Source organism: Pseudosulfitobacter koreensis, assembly GCF_024733015.1.
Taxonomy (GTDB): Bacteria; Pseudomonadota; Alphaproteobacteria; order Rhodobacterales; family Rhodobacteraceae; genus Pseudosulfitobacter; species Pseudosulfitobacter koreensis.
This window is the reverse complement of the sequence record NZ_JANKJG010000002.1, coordinates 245,298-260,168: the sequence shown is the minus strand read 5'-3', so window position 1 is coordinate 260,168 and position 14,871 is coordinate 245,298. Positions and strand designations below refer to the sequence as shown.

At 64.8% G+C, this 14,871-nt stretch carries 16 protein-coding genes, 1 tRNA gene and 1 riboswitch; of the genes, 4 read left to right on the top strand and 13 right to left on the bottom strand.

The window, feature by feature from the left end; all coding sequences use genetic code 11:
- Positions 1-27: 27 nt before the first annotated feature.
- From NTA49_RS04370 to NTA49_RS04325, 10 genes are read right to left on the bottom strand one after another with little or no spacing between them, the layout of a single operon-like run.
- Positions 28-1,020: a TonB family protein gene (locus tag NTA49_RS04370; RefSeq protein ID WP_258293437.1), complete on the bottom strand. Its 993-nt coding sequence runs from the start codon at positions 1,018-1,020 to the stop codon at positions 28-30.
- Positions 1,020-1,406: an ExbD/TolR family protein gene (locus NTA49_RS04365; protein WP_258293436.1), complete on the bottom strand. Its 387-nt coding sequence runs from the start codon at positions 1,404-1,406 to the stop codon at positions 1,020-1,022. The genes NTA49_RS04370 and NTA49_RS04365 overlap by 1 nt, the downstream gene beginning before the upstream one ends.
- On the bottom strand, positions 1,403-1,774 hold the full coding sequence (locus tag NTA49_RS04360) for an ExbD/TolR family protein (RefSeq protein WP_258293435.1): 372 nt from the start codon (positions 1,772-1,774) through the stop codon (positions 1,403-1,405). The genes NTA49_RS04365 and NTA49_RS04360 overlap by 4 nt, the downstream gene beginning before the upstream one ends.
- On the bottom strand, positions 1,774-2,409 hold the full coding sequence (locus tag NTA49_RS04355) for a MotA/TolQ/ExbB proton channel family protein (protein WP_258293434.1): 636 nt from the start codon (positions 2,407-2,409) through the stop codon (positions 1,774-1,776). The genes NTA49_RS04360 and NTA49_RS04355 overlap by 1 nt, the downstream gene beginning before the upstream one ends.
- The gene (locus NTA49_RS04350) at positions 2,406-3,188 is read right to left on the bottom strand and encodes a cobalamin-binding protein (RefSeq protein ID WP_258293433.1); all 783 of its coding nucleotides are present in this window, start codon (positions 3,186-3,188) and stop codon (positions 2,406-2,408) included. Before NTA49_RS04350 ends, NTA49_RS04355 begins: the two co-directional genes overlap by 4 nt.
- Positions 3,188-3,847, bottom strand: coding sequence for an adenosylcobinamide amidohydrolase (locus NTA49_RS04345; RefSeq protein WP_258293432.1), 660 nt, complete (start codon positions 3,845-3,847; stop codon positions 3,188-3,190). Before NTA49_RS04345 ends, NTA49_RS04350 begins: the two co-directional genes overlap by 1 nt.
- A complete protein-coding gene (locus NTA49_RS04340; RefSeq protein ID WP_258293431.1) occupies positions 3,844-4,590 on the bottom strand; it encodes an ABC transporter ATP-binding protein in 747 nt (248 codons plus the stop codon). The genes NTA49_RS04345 and NTA49_RS04340 overlap by 4 nt, the downstream gene beginning before the upstream one ends.
- Positions 4,587-5,567 carry a FecCD family ABC transporter permease gene (locus NTA49_RS04335; protein WP_258293430.1) on the bottom strand — a complete coding sequence of 327 codons (981 nt, stop codon included), beginning with the start codon at positions 5,565-5,567 and terminating at the stop codon, positions 4,587-4,589. Before NTA49_RS04335 ends, NTA49_RS04340 begins: the two co-directional genes overlap by 4 nt.
- Complete coding sequence (locus tag NTA49_RS04330) at positions 5,564-6,373, bottom strand: ABC transporter substrate-binding protein (RefSeq protein WP_258293429.1); 810 nt, start codon at positions 6,371-6,373, stop codon at positions 5,564-5,566. Before NTA49_RS04330 ends, NTA49_RS04335 begins: the two co-directional genes overlap by 4 nt.
- Before the next feature lie 13 nt (positions 6,374-6,386).
- A complete protein-coding gene (locus NTA49_RS04325) occupies positions 6,387-8,189 on the bottom strand; it encodes a TonB-dependent receptor plug domain-containing protein (protein ID WP_258293428.1) in 1,803 nt (600 codons plus the stop codon).
- Positions 8,190-8,329: 140 nt separating this feature from the next.
- Positions 8,330-8,535, bottom strand: a riboswitch (cobalamin riboswitch).
- 180 nt (positions 8,536-8,715) lie between these two features.
- On the opposite strand from NTA49_RS04325, the gene NTA49_RS04320 reads away from it, so the two are divergent.
- Complete coding sequence (locus NTA49_RS04320; protein WP_258293427.1) at positions 8,716-8,979, top strand: DUF2312 domain-containing protein; 264 nt, start codon at positions 8,716-8,718, stop codon at positions 8,977-8,979.
- Between the two features lie 203 nt (positions 8,980-9,182).
- Here NTA49_RS04320 and NTA49_RS04315 read toward each other — a convergent pair.
- A tRNA-Thr gene (locus NTA49_RS04315) sits at positions 9,183-9,258 on the bottom strand.
- 146 nt (positions 9,259-9,404) lie between these two features.
- Here NTA49_RS04315 and NTA49_RS04310 point away from each other — a divergent pair.
- Both NTA49_RS04310 and NTA49_RS04305 read left to right on the top strand, forming a co-directional pair.
- Complete coding sequence (locus tag NTA49_RS04310; RefSeq protein ID WP_258293426.1) at positions 9,405-10,280, top strand: hypothetical protein; 876 nt, start codon at positions 9,405-9,407, stop codon at positions 10,278-10,280.
- A 221-nt stretch (positions 10,281-10,501) separates the two neighbouring features.
- Positions 10,502-10,942: a hypothetical protein gene (locus NTA49_RS04305; protein WP_258293425.1), complete on the top strand. Its 441-nt coding sequence runs from the start codon at positions 10,502-10,504 to the stop codon at positions 10,940-10,942.
- 123 nt (positions 10,943-11,065) lie between these two features.
- Here the strand turns inward: NTA49_RS04305 and eda are convergent, their stop codons facing one another.
- Together eda and edd are read right to left on the bottom strand one after the other, a co-directional pair.
- Complete coding sequence (eda, locus tag NTA49_RS04300; protein WP_261368125.1) at positions 11,066-11,710, bottom strand: bifunctional 4-hydroxy-2-oxoglutarate aldolase/2-dehydro-3-deoxy-phosphogluconate aldolase; 645 nt, start codon at positions 11,708-11,710, stop codon at positions 11,066-11,068.
- 17 nt (positions 11,711-11,727) lie between these two features.
- The gene (gene edd / locus NTA49_RS04295; protein WP_258293423.1) at positions 11,728-13,545 is read right to left on the bottom strand and encodes a phosphogluconate dehydratase; all 1,818 of its coding nucleotides are present in this window, start codon (positions 13,543-13,545) and stop codon (positions 11,728-11,730) included.
- A gap of 285 nt (positions 13,546-13,830) precedes the next feature.
- On the opposite strand from edd, the gene NTA49_RS04290 reads away from it, so the two are divergent.
- Positions 13,831-14,847, top strand: a complete 1,017-nt coding sequence (locus NTA49_RS04290) for a Fe(3+) ABC transporter substrate-binding protein (protein ID WP_258293422.1) — start codon at positions 13,831-13,833, stop codon at positions 14,845-14,847.
- Positions 14,848-14,871 lie beyond the last annotated feature (24 nt).

Genomic DNA, 14,871 nt, shown 5'->3' with positions numbered 1-14,871 from the left:
CTACTGCATTGCCGGACGCAGGGCAAGTCAGCCGTTGAAATCCAGCGCGATGGTGAACGTGTAGGCCGGTTTGCTCAGACCATTGGGCGCGCGGGCAAAGCGGCGGGCGCGTTTGACGGCGGAAATCGCGGCGCTGTCCAGCGCGGCGTTGCCCGACGAGGCGACGACCTGCACCGATTGCAGCACGCCCGACGCGGCGATGGACAGCGCAAGCTTGGTACGCCCCGCGCCCGATCCCGCCGGGGCCGCGGCATTGCGGCGCACCTTGGCCTGGATGGCAGCCCCCCATTCGGCCTGTAGCGCATTGGCGCGGGCCGAAGACACGCTTTGCGTTTTTGCCGCGCCGCCGGTTCCCGCGTTGGGCGCGGCACGCGCGGTGCCTTTGGCGGTGGATTTCGCCTTCGGGGCCGACGCACTTTGGGCTTGTGGCTTTGGCTTGGGCGTCGGTTTGGGTTTCGGCGCAGGGGCCAGACCCGCCGGGCGCAGCATCGGGCGTTTCGACGTGCTGCCCGGCGTCGTCGGGTCGATCTGCGGCAGCGCAGGCGGTGGCGTGACAGCGACCAGTTGTTGCGGTGGCTTTGGCGCTGCGGGCGTATCGGGCTGCGTGGTCGGTGCTGCCGCATCGTCGGTTTGCGGGGGCGCGGGCTGCGCAATTTCGGTTTGCGGGCGCACTGGTGCCGCAGGCTCTGGCACCTCGGGCAGGGCGGGTGCGGCGATGTCGAACCGCGGCGCTTGCGGCAGGGCCGTGGGCATCGCGGGCGCCTCGGCCACCGGGCGCGCGGGCGCCGTGTCGGCCGGGGTGGCGGCTTGCGGCATCGCCACTTCGGTCAGCGGGGCGGGGGGCCTTTCCCAAGCCTCGGCCAGTGCCGCGACCGCCGCCGATGCCGGTGCGACCGTCGCCGCATCGTTGCCCGTATCGCCAGAGGATGCAGCCCCCTGCGGTGCCGGGACCACGGCCCAAAACCCGACATGCGCGCTTGCGGCCAAGGAAAGGAACACGGCGGCTTCGATCAGGCGCATCAGTCTGCCCCCGTGATCAGCTCGACACCCGAGACACCTGCCGCCGCCAGCTGTGGCAGCAGTGCGGCAAGCTTGGCCGCAGGCAGCGTGGCATCGGCGCGCAGGGCCAGCACGCCCTCATGTGCGCTCAGCGCTGCCAATGCCGCGTCGCCCGTCGCACCGCCATAGGCCAGCGTGCCATCGGCTGCGACATAGAGCGCGTTGGGGTCCATCGGTGCCGCGTCCGACGTACTGTCGGGCACGGTGACATCGATGGGATCGGGCGGGGCGATCTGCGCGCTCATCAGGAAAAAGATCAGCAGCAGGAACACCACGTTGATCATCGGCACGATGTTTTCGGCGGCGCGGCGTGGCGGGGTGGGGGGCGAGAAATCCATCAGGCTCATTCGACCACCACCAGTTGCGTGAGCCCGGCACCGCGCAGAGCGTCCAGCGTGCGTACCAGATCCTGCAGCGTCGCGTCGCCGCGCGCGCGCAGCACCACGACATCGTCCGGGGCCGACATCAGCGGCGCAAGAGCCACCGCCAGATCGCCAACGGGCACGCCGTTCAGCGTCACGCCGTCGGATGCGATTTCCACGAGACGCGGGGGCCCGGAATAGGCCGCACCGCTGCCCGCCGTCTGCAGGGGCAGGGCGAAATCGGTGCCAAATCGCGCGGCCAGCATGAAGAACACCAGCAGCAGGAACACCACGTCGATCATCGGCGTAAGACTGGCCCTGCGCGCGGGCCGTATGGGGCCAAAGGCGAACATCAGCGCACTTTCGGCCCACGGGTAAAGACGCGGGTGGCGGCGGTTTCCATGTCGCCCTGCAGACGTGCGGCGATGCTTTCGAACCACGTCAGCGCGACGCCTGCGGGGATTGCCACGGCCATGCCTGCGGCGGTGGTCAAGAGCGCCTCCCAGATGCCACCGGCAAGGGCTGCGGGGTCGGCGCGGCTGCCTGCCTCTTGCAGGGCCTGGAACGCGTCGATCATACCCACAACGGTGCCCAGCAGACCCAAGAGCGGTGCCGTGGTTGCTATCAGCTCCAATGCGCGCAGGCCCGTGCGGGCACGGGCCAGATCAATGCGGGCGTGGGCGGTGGTTTCCTCGCGGGCCTGCGCCTCGGTCAGGGCAGGGTCGTGGCGGGCGGTCATCGCCGCCAGCGCCATGCGGGCGCGGATAGAGCGGCGGCCTTCCAGCTTGGCGCGCGCGGCATCAACATCGCCCTGCGCCCAGTCGTCCAGCGCTGCCGCCGTCGCCGCCCCCGACCATGCGCCGAGGCGTGCCAACTGCCACAGCTTCCACAGAATCAGCGCCAGCGTCAGCACCGAAAGCGCTGCGATCAGCCAGAGCACCGGGCCACCGCGTTCCAGAAAGGCGATCAGCGAGGGTGGCAGCATCATGGTTTTTCTCCCCAAAGAGCAGTCAGGATCGCGTCGAGGCCCTCGGTCAGGGCCGCAGGGCCCGGTTGCAGGATCAACGGCGATTTGATCTCGGTGATGCGCCCGTTGGCAACCGCCGGGATCACCTCCCAGCCGGGGCGGGCGGCGATGCGCTCGGGGCGGACCTTCTTGCCGCACCACGAGGCGATGATGATATCGGGGGCGGCTTCGATCACCTGCTGCGGGTCCAGAATGCGGGCGCGCGCACCCTGTTCGGCCTGCAGATGCGCGAAGACATCCGCGCCGCCTGCAATCTCGATCAGCTCAGACGCCCAGCGGATGCCGGAGATGGGCGGATCGTCCCATTCCTCGAAGTAGACGCGCGGGCGCGACGGGCGCTGCGTGGTGCGGATGCTCTCGATCCGGCGGGCATAGCCATCAGCAAGTGCATCGGCCTCTGCCGCACATCCCGTCAGCGCGCCCAGCGTGCGGATCATGTCGAGAATGCCCGCGACCGACCGTTGATTGAAGCCATGCACGGCGATGCCCGCGCGGATCAGATCGGCGGCGATGTCGGCTTGCAGGTCAGAGAAGGTCAGCACCAGATCGGGCTGCAGCTCCAGTATCTTGGGCACGTCCGCCGATGTGAACGCGCCCACACGGGGCTTTTCGCGGCGCACCTGGCTGGGACGCACGGCATAGCCGGTGACGCCCACAATGCGGTCGGACTGGCCCAGCAGATACAGCGTTTCGACCGTTTCTTCGGTCAGGCAGACGATGCGCTGATAGGGAAAGGCCATCAGCAGACCTCCGGGCGGCGAACGGTTTGCATCCAGGTCTGCGCACCTTCCAGCACGGCGGTGTGGACGGCGCGGCCCACGGCCTCGCCCAGATCGGTGTGCATGCCTGCAAATGGCGCCGCGCCTTCGCGGGCCGCCACGGCAATGCAGTCGGTGCCGGTGCCGGTGGCCAGCCCGGTGGGCAGTTGGTGGCCCACTTGCATGACGGCCACGGTGCGGGCCTGTGCGGCAATTGCCAGCATCTCGATCAGCGCAGGCTCGGCAAGCGCCTGATCGGTCTGCACCGCCACGTTGATCGTGCCCCAATCCCTGCCCGAGCGGTCCAGTCGCGTGCCGATATGTTCGGCGTTCGACAGGCCCACGGTCGCCACGGCGCGGGCGGTTGCGGTGCCCGCAGTCGTGGTATGTTCGGTTACGGCGCGAATATCGCGCGAGGTCAGGAAACACACGTCGTCCGGCGTGCCACGCAGAGCAAGCTGGCCGGTCAGCCAGTCCAGCACGTCCAGATCCTGCGTCAGGTCGGCATTGCGCACTTCGCGCCACGAAATCGCTTCGGCAGTGACAAAGCCGGGACGGTTCAGCGCCCAGCTCAGCACGCGGTGCGGCCCGCCGAGATCAAAACGCAGCCAGGGGCGGTCGAGGGTCAGCGGCACATTCATTCCAGCGTGTCCAGCGTCTGGAACACCGGCCCGCGGTCGGTCATCTCGTAATGCGCCAGGATGCCGAAGACCTGCGCGAGGTTCTCGGGTGTCATCACTTCGGCGGGTGGGCCATCCGCGACGATGCCGCCCTGATGTAACATGATCACCCGCGAGCAGTGGCGCGCCGCCAACCCAAGATCGTGCAGCGAGGTCAGCACCGTGCGCCCGGAGGCTGCAAGGGCGGAAAATACCCGCATCGTGGCAATCTGTGCGGCCGGATCGAGGCCCGCAATCGGCTCGTCCGCCATCATCAACGGCGTGTCCTGCGCCAGCGCACGGGCGATCAGGACGCGGGCCTGTTCACCACCCGACAGCTGCGTCGCGGTGCGCTGGGCATAGGCCTGCAGCCCCATCTGCGCCAGCGCGTCCGCGACAGCGGCTGTGTCCTCTGCCTTGGTGCCGGAATGGGGCAGGCGGCCCAGACGCACCAAACGCTCCACGCTGACGGGCCAGGCGATTTCCCGCGCTTGCGGCAGCCAGGCACAGGCGCGAGCACGCTCCATGCTGGTCATCTGCGCCAGCGACGACGTGCCGTCATGCGCGAGCAGTCCGAGGGCCGCGCGCATCAGAGTGGTCTTGCCCGCACCATTGGGGCCCAGCAGGCCAACACATTCGCCGGGGTGCAAAGTCAGCGACACGTTTTCGATCAACGGGCAGGCACCGCGTTTGACGGACAGGTCTTGCAGGGTCAGAACGGTCATTGCAGTGTGCCCCGCGTCTTGTAGATCAGGTGCAGGAACAGGGGTGCTCCGACCAGCGCCATCAGCACGCCCAGCTTCAGGTCGCGGTCGGGCAAGGCCACGCGCACCGCGATGTCCGCCGCCAGCACCATCGCTGCCCCGCCAAGCGCCGAGGCCCAGAGCAGCCGCGAGGGTTGTCCGCCGACGAAGGGGCGCAGCACGTGCGGCACGACCAGCCCGACAAAGCCGATGGAGCCTGCAACGGCTGTGCCCGCGCCGACGCAGGCGGCGGTGCCGATCACCAGCGCCAGCCGCAGCCCCGACAGGCGCACGCCCATCGCGGCGGCAGCGTCCTCGCCCAAGGTCAGTGCATCCAGACCGCGCCCAAGCGATCCCAGCAGCAGCCAGCCGACCGCCATGAAGGGCAGCGCCAGCCAGACATGCGCGAACGACCGGTCCGCCAGCGATCCCAGCATCCAGAACACGATTTCGGCTGCGGCGAACGGGTTCGGCGACAGGTTCAGCACCAGCGAGGTAAAGGCCGAGGCGAGTGCTGAAATCGCGATCCCGGCAAGGATCAGCGTCAGCGCGGCACCACGCGGCCCCGCCAGCGTCAGGATCATCGCCACCGCGATCAGCGCCGCCAGCAGCGCCGACAGCGGCAGCGCCAGCGCGAAGGCTGCGGCCAGCCCCGTTTGCAGCGCCAGCACCGCCCCGAGGCCCGCCGCCGCCGACACGCCGATCAGCCCCGGTTCCGCCAGCGGGTTGCGCAGGTATCCTTGCATCGCAGCCCCCGAGACGCCCAGAGACGCGCCGATCATCACCGCGAGTAAGGCGCGCGGAAGGCGGATCTGCTGCATCACCACGCTCATCGGGCTGCCGTCGGTGGCAAACAGGCTCGCGAACGAATGCCAGACCGACACGGGCGTGGTGCCGGTGACCAGCGAGATCACGAACAGCACGAGGCACAGGCAGATCAGGAAAGCGGTCAGTTTCATTGGCGCGCCTCGACGTCGCGGCGCAGGTCCACCATCGTGCGGACCGCGTTCAGCACGGTTGGCGTGCCGCAGACCCAGTCGCGGTCGGTCAACTCTCCCGCGAGATAGGTGCCCTTGAGCGATGACAGCGCCGGGTGGTCCAGATTGTCCTCGGCGCGGGCCGCTCCGGGATAGTTGCGCCCCTGGATGATGACGTCGGGCGCCAGCAGCACCAACTGCTCCAGCGGCAGCACCCCGACCGAGCCGAGGCCCGCTTCTTCGGCCACATTGTCGAAACCGGCTGCAAAAAGCACATCTCCCGCCAGCGAATGACGGCCAGAGGAGTAGTTGTTCACATAGGTCAGCGCTGCACGGGGGCGCTGAGCGGGGGCAGCCGACAGCGCCGCCAGATCGGCGTTGAAGCTGTCGATCATCGCGGTCGCTTCTGCCTCGCGTCCCAAGGCCTCGCCCATCTGGGCCAGACGGTCGGGCACATCCGACAGTGCGCGGGCCGGGGCGAACTGCACCACCTCGATCCCGAGATTGCGCAGCATCGAAATCGTTGCCATCGAGGTGAAGGTGCCGGCAAGCACCAGATCGGGCTTGAGCAGATAGACCTCTTCGGCGCCCGAGCCGTTTGCAGGCAGGGCGCGGGCCTGATCGCCCATCACAGAATCCGTATCCTCATGCGACAGCCGGGTGACCGACACCAGCTGACCGGGCGCGGCCAGCAACAGCGCAAGCTGATCGGTGCACAGGTTGATCGACACCACGCGCTGCGGGGCATCGGCCAGGACCAAAGCGGCACTGACCAGCAGTGCCGCCACGGAGGTTATGAGATCAGAACGACGCACGGACGCCGAAATAGACTGCGCGGTCCGATGTGCCGTAGCCGAACGAAGTCTGGTATTCTTCGTTGGTCAGGTTTTCAAGCCGCATGTACCCTTGGGTGGTGTCGCTGAAATCATAGGTCGCCGAGACATTGACCACTGTGTAATCCGCCATGGCACTGCCGCCGTCATCGGCGCGGCCCGCGACATGGTTCAGCACCAGTTGGCCCGACAGCCTGTCGGTCAGGTCCGCCTCGACGCCCAGCACGAAATCATGCTCTGGCACGCGGATCAGCTGGTTGCCGTTCGCGTCCTCGGCATCGGTATAGGTGTAGGAGCCGAACAGATCGGTGCCCGCCGCCAATGCCACACGGCCTGCCAGTTCCACGCCCTGCGACGTCGATGTGCCGGGCACCTGGTTGTAGCCGCCGCCCGAGAACTGGATCAGGTTGTCGATCTCGGTGTAGAACGCCGTTGCCTTGATCTCGGCGCCCATGGCCAGGCGGTGTTCGACGCCGATCTCGGCGCTGCGGCTTTCCTCTTGCTCAAGCGTGGGGTTGCCATAGACGGGGTGGAACAGCTCGTAGAGTGACGGCGCGCGAAAGCCGGTGCCGATGGCCGCGCGGAGGGTCGTGTCAGTTGTCACGCGCCAGTTGGCCGCCAGACGGCCCGTGGTGAACCCGCCGAAGGTCGAGTGATCGTCGTGGCGCAACGCAAAGCTGACGTCGACGTCTTCGGAGGCTGCATATTGCGCTTCGCCGAAGATCGACGCGATTTCGTAGGTCCCACTGATCGTGTCGACCGCGAATTCCTCTTGGGAATAGCCTGCGCCGAACGCCAGTTCGACCGCGCCGACCTGCGTGATGCCCTTGTAAGTGGCCTCGGTCCGCTCGCCCTTGAAGTTCTGGTTGAAGCCCACGGGATATTCCCGCTCGGTCGTGGAGTAGTTCAGCGCCACGGTGTGGTCGATGGCGTCGCCTGCGATCTCGGCATAGACCCGCGCGCCCAGCCGGGTCGAGAATTCCTGCGCGGTCAGATCGTCGACCCGGAAACCGTCCTGATCGGTCTCGCTGTCCAGATAGTTCAGCGCAAAGCCTAAGGTAACCGTGTCCGTGGCGTCATAGGCGCCCGTCAGGAACAGCGTCGTGCCGCGATAGCCGTCTGCCTCTGGGTTGCCTGCGTCTTCTTCGGCGGCAGAGAACCCGTTTGTGTCGATGTGGCTGAAGGTGAACGCCAGTTCGCCGCGCTCGGATTTGGTGGCAATGCCGAAGGTGGCGGCATAGGTGTCATAGCTGCCCGCCTCGAAGGCATAGCGCAGTTGCGTGCCCATCTCGGTGGCGCGTGCGGTGGTGATGTTGATCACGCCGCCGATCGCCTCCGAGCCATAGAGCGCCGATTGCGAGCCCTTCAGCACTTCGATCCGGCCGATGCCCGCCGTGGTCAGCCCGCCGAAGTTGTACGAGGTCTGCGTGCTGGCCGGGTCGGTCATGTCGATGCCGTCGATATAGACGGGGATGTAGCGGTTCGACAGGCCCCGGATGCGCAGTGTAGACGACGCGCCCAGACCGCCGTTGCCCGAAAGCGAAATGCCCGGCAACGTGTCCAGCGTGTCGTCGACCGTGAAACTGCTGCTGTTCTCGATCTCTTCCTTTTCGACGACCTCGACCACGGTGCCAGTGCGCGCGGTCTCGACCGGCGTCTGGCTGGCCGACACGGTTATCGTGCCAAGGTCAAAGGCGTCGTCCTGCGCCAAGGCGGTGTGCGGAACTGTCGCCAATGCCAATACGGATGCCGAAGCAAGCAGATGTTTCATATTATATCATGTCCCTTTGCGGACGGGCCGGTTGTTTCCGGTCCTTTGGTCGTCAATATGGGAAAGGGCACATGCGCCTTCCGCCGGTGAAACGCCACCAAAGCGGTCAGGCCGCCGACACATGCGCACCCCGCGCGTGTATCCGGGTGATCCCTCTGGCAGGTCTCCTGACTTGCGGGTCGATGCCCGGCCGCGCCTTCCCGGGGTCGGTTGACCCTAGTGGCATATGACGGCCGCGCTCACCGCTTACAGTTGCGGGGGCAGTCACGGATTTAAGGATGGCTCCCCGCACCGTGTTCCCTTTAACGGCGAGTCGCCCCGCCGAACCAAAGTAGTCGAGGCTTAGACCCTGTGCCGCCGCCGATCAAGGCGCGAATGCGACGTGGTGTGAAGGCCGCGCGTCAAAGTGGTCTTGCAGCGCGCAGGGCTGGCTTGTATCGGTTGGGTTTGCCAGACCGAACCGAACCGGCCCGAATTGACCCCGGAAAAGCCGGGAATTTGCCCCCCACTCAAGGATGCCTCTCTCATGACCGACACCGCCACCAATCTTGACAGCTACCGCGTGACCGCAGACGAACTGCGCCAGTTCATCGAGAGGATCGAACGTCTGGACGCCGAGAAAAAAGACCTCGCCGAGCAGCAAAAAGAGGTGATGGCCGAGGCCAAGGGACGCGGTTATGATACCAAGGTGATCCGCAAGGTCATCGCCCTGCGCAAACGCGAACCCGATGACATCGCCGAAGAAGAAGCGGTTCTGGAGATGTACAAAGAAGCGCTGGGCATGTCCTGACGCCATCAGGGCAGGGCGCGGACGGTTGCCCTGCCTGTTTTCAAGCCCGTCCTTGGGCCGCGTGTCCCGGACGACGACTGCTGGTCCCGACATGATCGATAAAAGACTGCCGCATGCGCGGTGTGCGTGGCACCGTCCGACTCGGACAGCCTCGGATCGCGCGCTGTAGGCGCATTCGCAAGATGCTGATCTTCAAAAGAAAATGGTGCCCCCACACGGACTCGAACCGCGGACCTACTGATTACAAATCAGTTGCTCTACCAGCTGAGCTATAGGGGCACTCGGGCGCTCGTTTACTGTGCCGTTACACAACGCGCAAGATCAAAATGCACAGAAAGTCGAGATTGCCTTTGCAGGTTTTCCCGCGCGACAATTCAGATATAACAAAGCCATATCCAGATCGTGACAGGACCCGGCACCCACAGATGCAGATTGTTTTTCACACAGGCGCACATTTCACCGAGGAAGAGCGGCTGGTAAAGTGCCTGCTGCGCAACAAGGAGGACTTTGCCGCCAAGGGGGTCTCGGTTCCGGGGCCGTCGCGGTATCGCAAGCTTTTGCGCGAAACATTCTCGGCGATGCAGGACAATCAGCCCGCCGAGGGCGCGCGCGATGTGTTGCTGGATGCGATTCTGGATGCGGAAACGCCCGACCGCATCATTCTGAGCCATTCGCATCTGTTCGGCGCGCCGCGCGCCTCTGTGCGGCACGGGCGGCTTTATCCCAATGCGACCGAGCGGATGGTGCAGATCAGCCAGCTGTTCCCCCATGACGAGATCGAGATGTTCACCGCCCTGCGCAATCCGGCGGCGTTTCTGCCTGCGGTGTTCGGCGCGTCTCCGCATCAGACGGTCGACGGGTTCCTGGGCGGCGTCGACCCTGCGGATGTGCGGTGGTCGGACATGCTGGCCGAGGTTCGCGCGGCTGCGCCGAACGTCAACATCACCGTTTGGTGCAACGAGGACACGCCGCTGATCTGGACCGAGGTGCTGCGCGAGATGGCCGGGCTGGAGCACAACGAACCGGTGATCGGCGGCTTTGACGTGCTGGCGGACATCATGTCGGACGAGGGGATGCTGCGGCTGGAGGCCTATCTCAAAAGCCATCCGGTGATGACCGAGATGCAAAAGCGGCGGGTGATCGCGGCGTTTCTGGACAAATACGCATTGCCCGGCGAGATCGAGGAAGAGCTGGACATGCCTGGCTGGACCGACGATCTGGTCGAAGAACTGACCGAGGTCTACGACGAGGACATGGCGCGCATCCAGCGGATGCCGGGTGTCACGCTGATCGCGCCCTGAGGGGGGGCTGTGGTGGGATCTTGGTAACCAGGGCCACCACCATTCAATATTGCTCTGCGCGTAATGGTATATCGGAATGTGGTTGGCGGTTAACGAAGGTCGGCTGTGCGGGACAAAGTTGCCATAGCTAACGAAACCTTGTACGCACAATCCCTGCGATTGAGAACGCCGGGGCGCGAGCCGATGGAGCTTTCGTAATTTCCCAGATATCGGAGCTAAGCATGGGGCGGCGAAAAGAACTTAAAGGCATATGCAATGATCTGCTGGACAGCTTCGTAAGTCGATACAACGATATTGATGGCTATTGGGCCTTGGGAAAGTTTCAGGCGTTCCTACAGACGACGCAAAAAGAGCGGCTCCAGTTTCATTTGACGCGCGAAAAGAGCGAGGAAAGTGTTTTTGAACAGACGCTTGGCTATTATCGGTTCGCCTTCCAGCGGCATTTGAGAGCCCGAAAGCTCACCGACGCATGGGTGGATCGTGCGGTGATAACGGTTGAGCCTCAATCATCTTCACAATTGAGCTGTGTATTTGAAATCGATGCCAAAAATGGCCCAAAATTCGAGGCCAAAAGACTAATTGCAGTGCGTCCGCACAAGCCGGAGCGTGAGTTGCAGCGACGTATCGAAGACCATGGGCCAAGTAACCAAAAGGGCGCTTAGAATGCACTAAGTCTTCTAGACACAATCGGCTCATACCTGCCGTTCGCTGCCGTAAGTTCAGGCACCGTCTCCGGCAATCCTCGCTCAGATGTGAACGCCGATGCCAATCAACCTGCGCCGACCTCAACGCTCCAGCTGCGCTGCCGCGCGGGCCAGTGACGTGATGCCGTCCCAATCACCCGAGAGCACCATGTCCGCCGGGGCGACCCATGAGCCGCCTGCGCAGATCACGTTTGGAAGGCTCAGGTAGTCGGCGGCATTTGCGGGGCTGACGCCGCCGGTGGGGCAGAACATCACCTGCGGGATCGGGGCGCCGATGGCCTTGATCGCGGCGGCACCGCCCGAGGCTTCGGCGGGAAAGAACTTCAGCATCGTATAGCCGCGTTCCAGCAACCGCATCGCCTCGGAGGCGGTCGCGGCACCCGGCAGCAGGGGCAGGCCCGCTTCTTCGCAGGCATCCAGCAGCCGGTCGGTCGCACCCGGCGAGACGCCGAATTGCGCGCCTGCGTCTTTGGCGTCCTGTACGTCCTTGGGGGTAAGCAACGTGCCGGCCCCGACGATGCCGCCCTCCACGCCTGCCATCTCGCGGATCACGTCCAGGGCGGCGGGGGTGCGCAATGTCACCTCGAGTGCGGGCAGCCCGCCCGCCACCAGCGCGCGGGCAAGGGGGGCTGCGCGGCTGGCGTCGTCGACCACCAGAACCGGAATGATCGGGGCCATCTGTGCAATGCGCAAGGCGGCGGCGCTGGCGTCTTGGGGTGTCATCATCTGTCTCCTGTTCAGTCTTATACGACCACGGCAGCGCCGGTGTCGGCCCCGCCCACATTGGCGCGGAACATTGCGAAAAGTTCGCGGCCGATGCCGTTGGTGTTGCCGCTCAGGTCGGCAACGGCGGGCGCGCGGTCCTCTACTCCGTCGGTCAGAACGTGCAGTGTTCCGGCCTTGGCGTCCAGCCGGATCATGTCGCCGTCGCGCACTTTGGCGATCAGGCCGCCATCCAGTGCTTCGGGGCTGACGTGGATCGCGGCAGGGGTCTTGCCCGAGGCACCGGACATGCGGCCATCGGTGACCAGCGCCACCTTTTGCCCGCGTCCCTGCATCACCGCCATAAGCGGGTTCAGCGCGTGCAGTTCGGGCATGCCGTTGGCCTTGGGGCCCTGAAAGCGGACCACGATCACGCAGTCTTCGGTCAGGGTGCCCGCCTTGAACGCGGCCTTGACCTCTTCCTGATCGTGAAAGACGCGGGCAGGGGCCTCGACCAGTTGGTGCTCGTCCGCGACGGCGGAAATCTTGATCACCCCGCGCCCGAGGTTGCCGGTTAACTGTTGCAGCCCGCCCTTGGGGGCGAACGGATTGCTGGCGGGGCGCAGGATACGCTCGTTCTGGCTTTGGCGGGGCGCGTCCTGCCAGCGCACTTCGCCGTCGATCAGCTTGGGCTCTTGCGTATAACTTTGCAGCCCGTCGCCCATCACCGTCACCGTGTCGGGGTGCAGCAGACCTGCATCCAGCAGCTCGCCGATCATATAGGTCAGACCGCCCGCCGCGTGGAAATGGTTAATGTCGGCCAGCCCGTTGGGATAGACCCGTGCCATCAGCGGTGTCGCGTCCGAGATGTCCGACAGGTCCTGCAGGTCAAGCTGCACACCCGCCGCGCGGGCCATCGCGATGATGTGGATCACCAGGTTGGTCGATCCACCTGTCGCCATCAGCCCCACCAGACCGTTCACGAATGTCCGTTCGTCCAGAATATCGCAGACCGGGCGGTAGTCATTCCCCAGGTTGGTGATCTCCAGCGCGCGCTTGGCGCCTGCATGGGTCAGCGCGTCGCGCAGGTCGGTGTCGGGGTTCACAAAGGACGCACCGGGCAGGTGCAGGCCCATGAACTCCATCAGCATCTGGTTCGAGTTGGCAGTGCCGTAAAAGGTGCAGGTGCCCGGTCCGTGGTAGGATGCCATCTCGGCCTCCATCAGCTTGTCGCGGCCCACTTCGCCCGAGGCGTGCAGCTGGCGGACCTTGGATTTCTCTTCGTTCGGCAGGCCCGAGGGCATCGGTCCCGCAGGCAGGAAGATCGAGGGGATATAGCCAAAGGTGGCCGCCGCGATGATCAGCCCCGGCACGATCTTGTCGCAGACGCCCAGATAAACGGCGCTGTCGAAGGTGTTGTGCGACAGGGCCACGCCCGCCGCCAATGCGATCACATCGCGCGAGAACAGCGACAGCTCCATGCCGGTCTGCCCTTGGGTCACGCCGTCGCACATCGCGGGCACGCCGCCTGCCACCTGTGCGGTGCCACCGTTGGCCAGTGCGGTCTGCTTGATCAGATCGGGAAAACGCTGGAACGGCTGGTGCGCCGACAGCATGTCGTTATAGGCGGTGACGATGCCGATGTTGGGGCTGATCCCCTCGACCAGCGCGCCCTTTTCGGCACCCATCGCGGCAAAGGCATGGGCCTGATTGCCGCAGGTCAGGTGCGCACGGCGCGGGCCGTCTTCGGCGGCGCTGCGCATCCGATCAAGGTATTGCGCGCGGCTGTCTGCCGAGCGTTTGATGATGCGGGCTGTAACGTCCTGGATCTTGGGATGGATATTGGGATTGAGGGCCATGTGCGGCGTTCCCTTCGCGGATATGGAGCGTTTGGCTATGATGTACGGCTTTGTTAGCGCTAACGGGCACAAAATTCAACCCGTAGAATGGCCGGGATGCGCTACAGGCGCGCAAGCCACTGATATCTTGGCCATGCTGCGCGGGAAAAGCAAAATCATGGATGGCAGAGGCCGAGAGAAACCCGTTCCGGGTTTGCTCATTTTTTTCGCAATCGGGTTGACGGGCAGGGGGTTTTCAGTAATTGACTGTTTTAATCAGAATTGATTTGTAACAGGAGAGACCCCATGCGTTTTGCACATCCTTTCACCCTGGCCTTCGCGACCGTGCTGGCCGTTCCGGCCTTTGCCGAAGGCGAGTTGAACCTTTATTCCTCGCGCCATTACGACACTGACGAGCGGCTTTATTCCGATTTCACCGACGCCACGGGCATCACCATCAACCGCATCGAAGGCAATGCCGACGAGCTGATCGCGCGGATGCAGGCCGAGGGCGAGAACTCGCCCGCCGACGTGCTGCTGACGGTTGACACCTCGCGTCTGCAACGGGCCAAGGACGCGGGCGTTCTGCAAGCGGTGGACAGCGACGTTCTGGAACAGCGCATTCCGGCCTACCTGCAGGATGCTGACAACCAATGGTTCGGCTTTTCGCAGCGCGCGCGGATCATCTTCTACGACAAGACCGAAGCGACCAACCCGCCGCAGACCTATCTTGATCTGGCCGATCCTGCCTACGAGGGCCAGGTGTGCCACCGCTCGTCGACCAACGCCTATTCGCAGACGCTGCTGGCCGCGATGATCGAGAACTTTGGCGAAGAAGATGCGACCGCTTGGGCGCAGGGCGTCACCGACAACTTTGCGCGCGACCCGCAGGGCGGTGACACCGACCAGTTGCGCGGTCTGGTGTCTGGCGAATGCGATATCGCGGTCTCCAACACCTATTACTTCGCCCGCGCGCTGCGCACCGAAGTGTCCGGCCTCGAAGACGAAGCGCTGGAAAACATCGGCTGGGTGTTCCCCTCGCAGAACGCCGAAGGCGCGCACATGAACCTGTCGGGCGGCGGCGTCGCGGCCCATGCGCCCAACCGCGACAATGCGGTGGCTTTCCTGGAGTATCTGGCGTCGGACAGCGCGCAGCAGTATTTCTCGGCCGGCAATGACGAATATCCGGCAGTTCCCGGTGTGGGCCTAAGCCCCTCGGTCGCAGCTTTGGGCATGTTCAAACCCGATGATGTCGATCTGTCTGCAGTTGCCGGAAACGTGCCTGCCGCGCAGAAGATCTTTGATCAGGTCGGTTGGAAGTGATCAGCTGATATCAGCATCGAAACG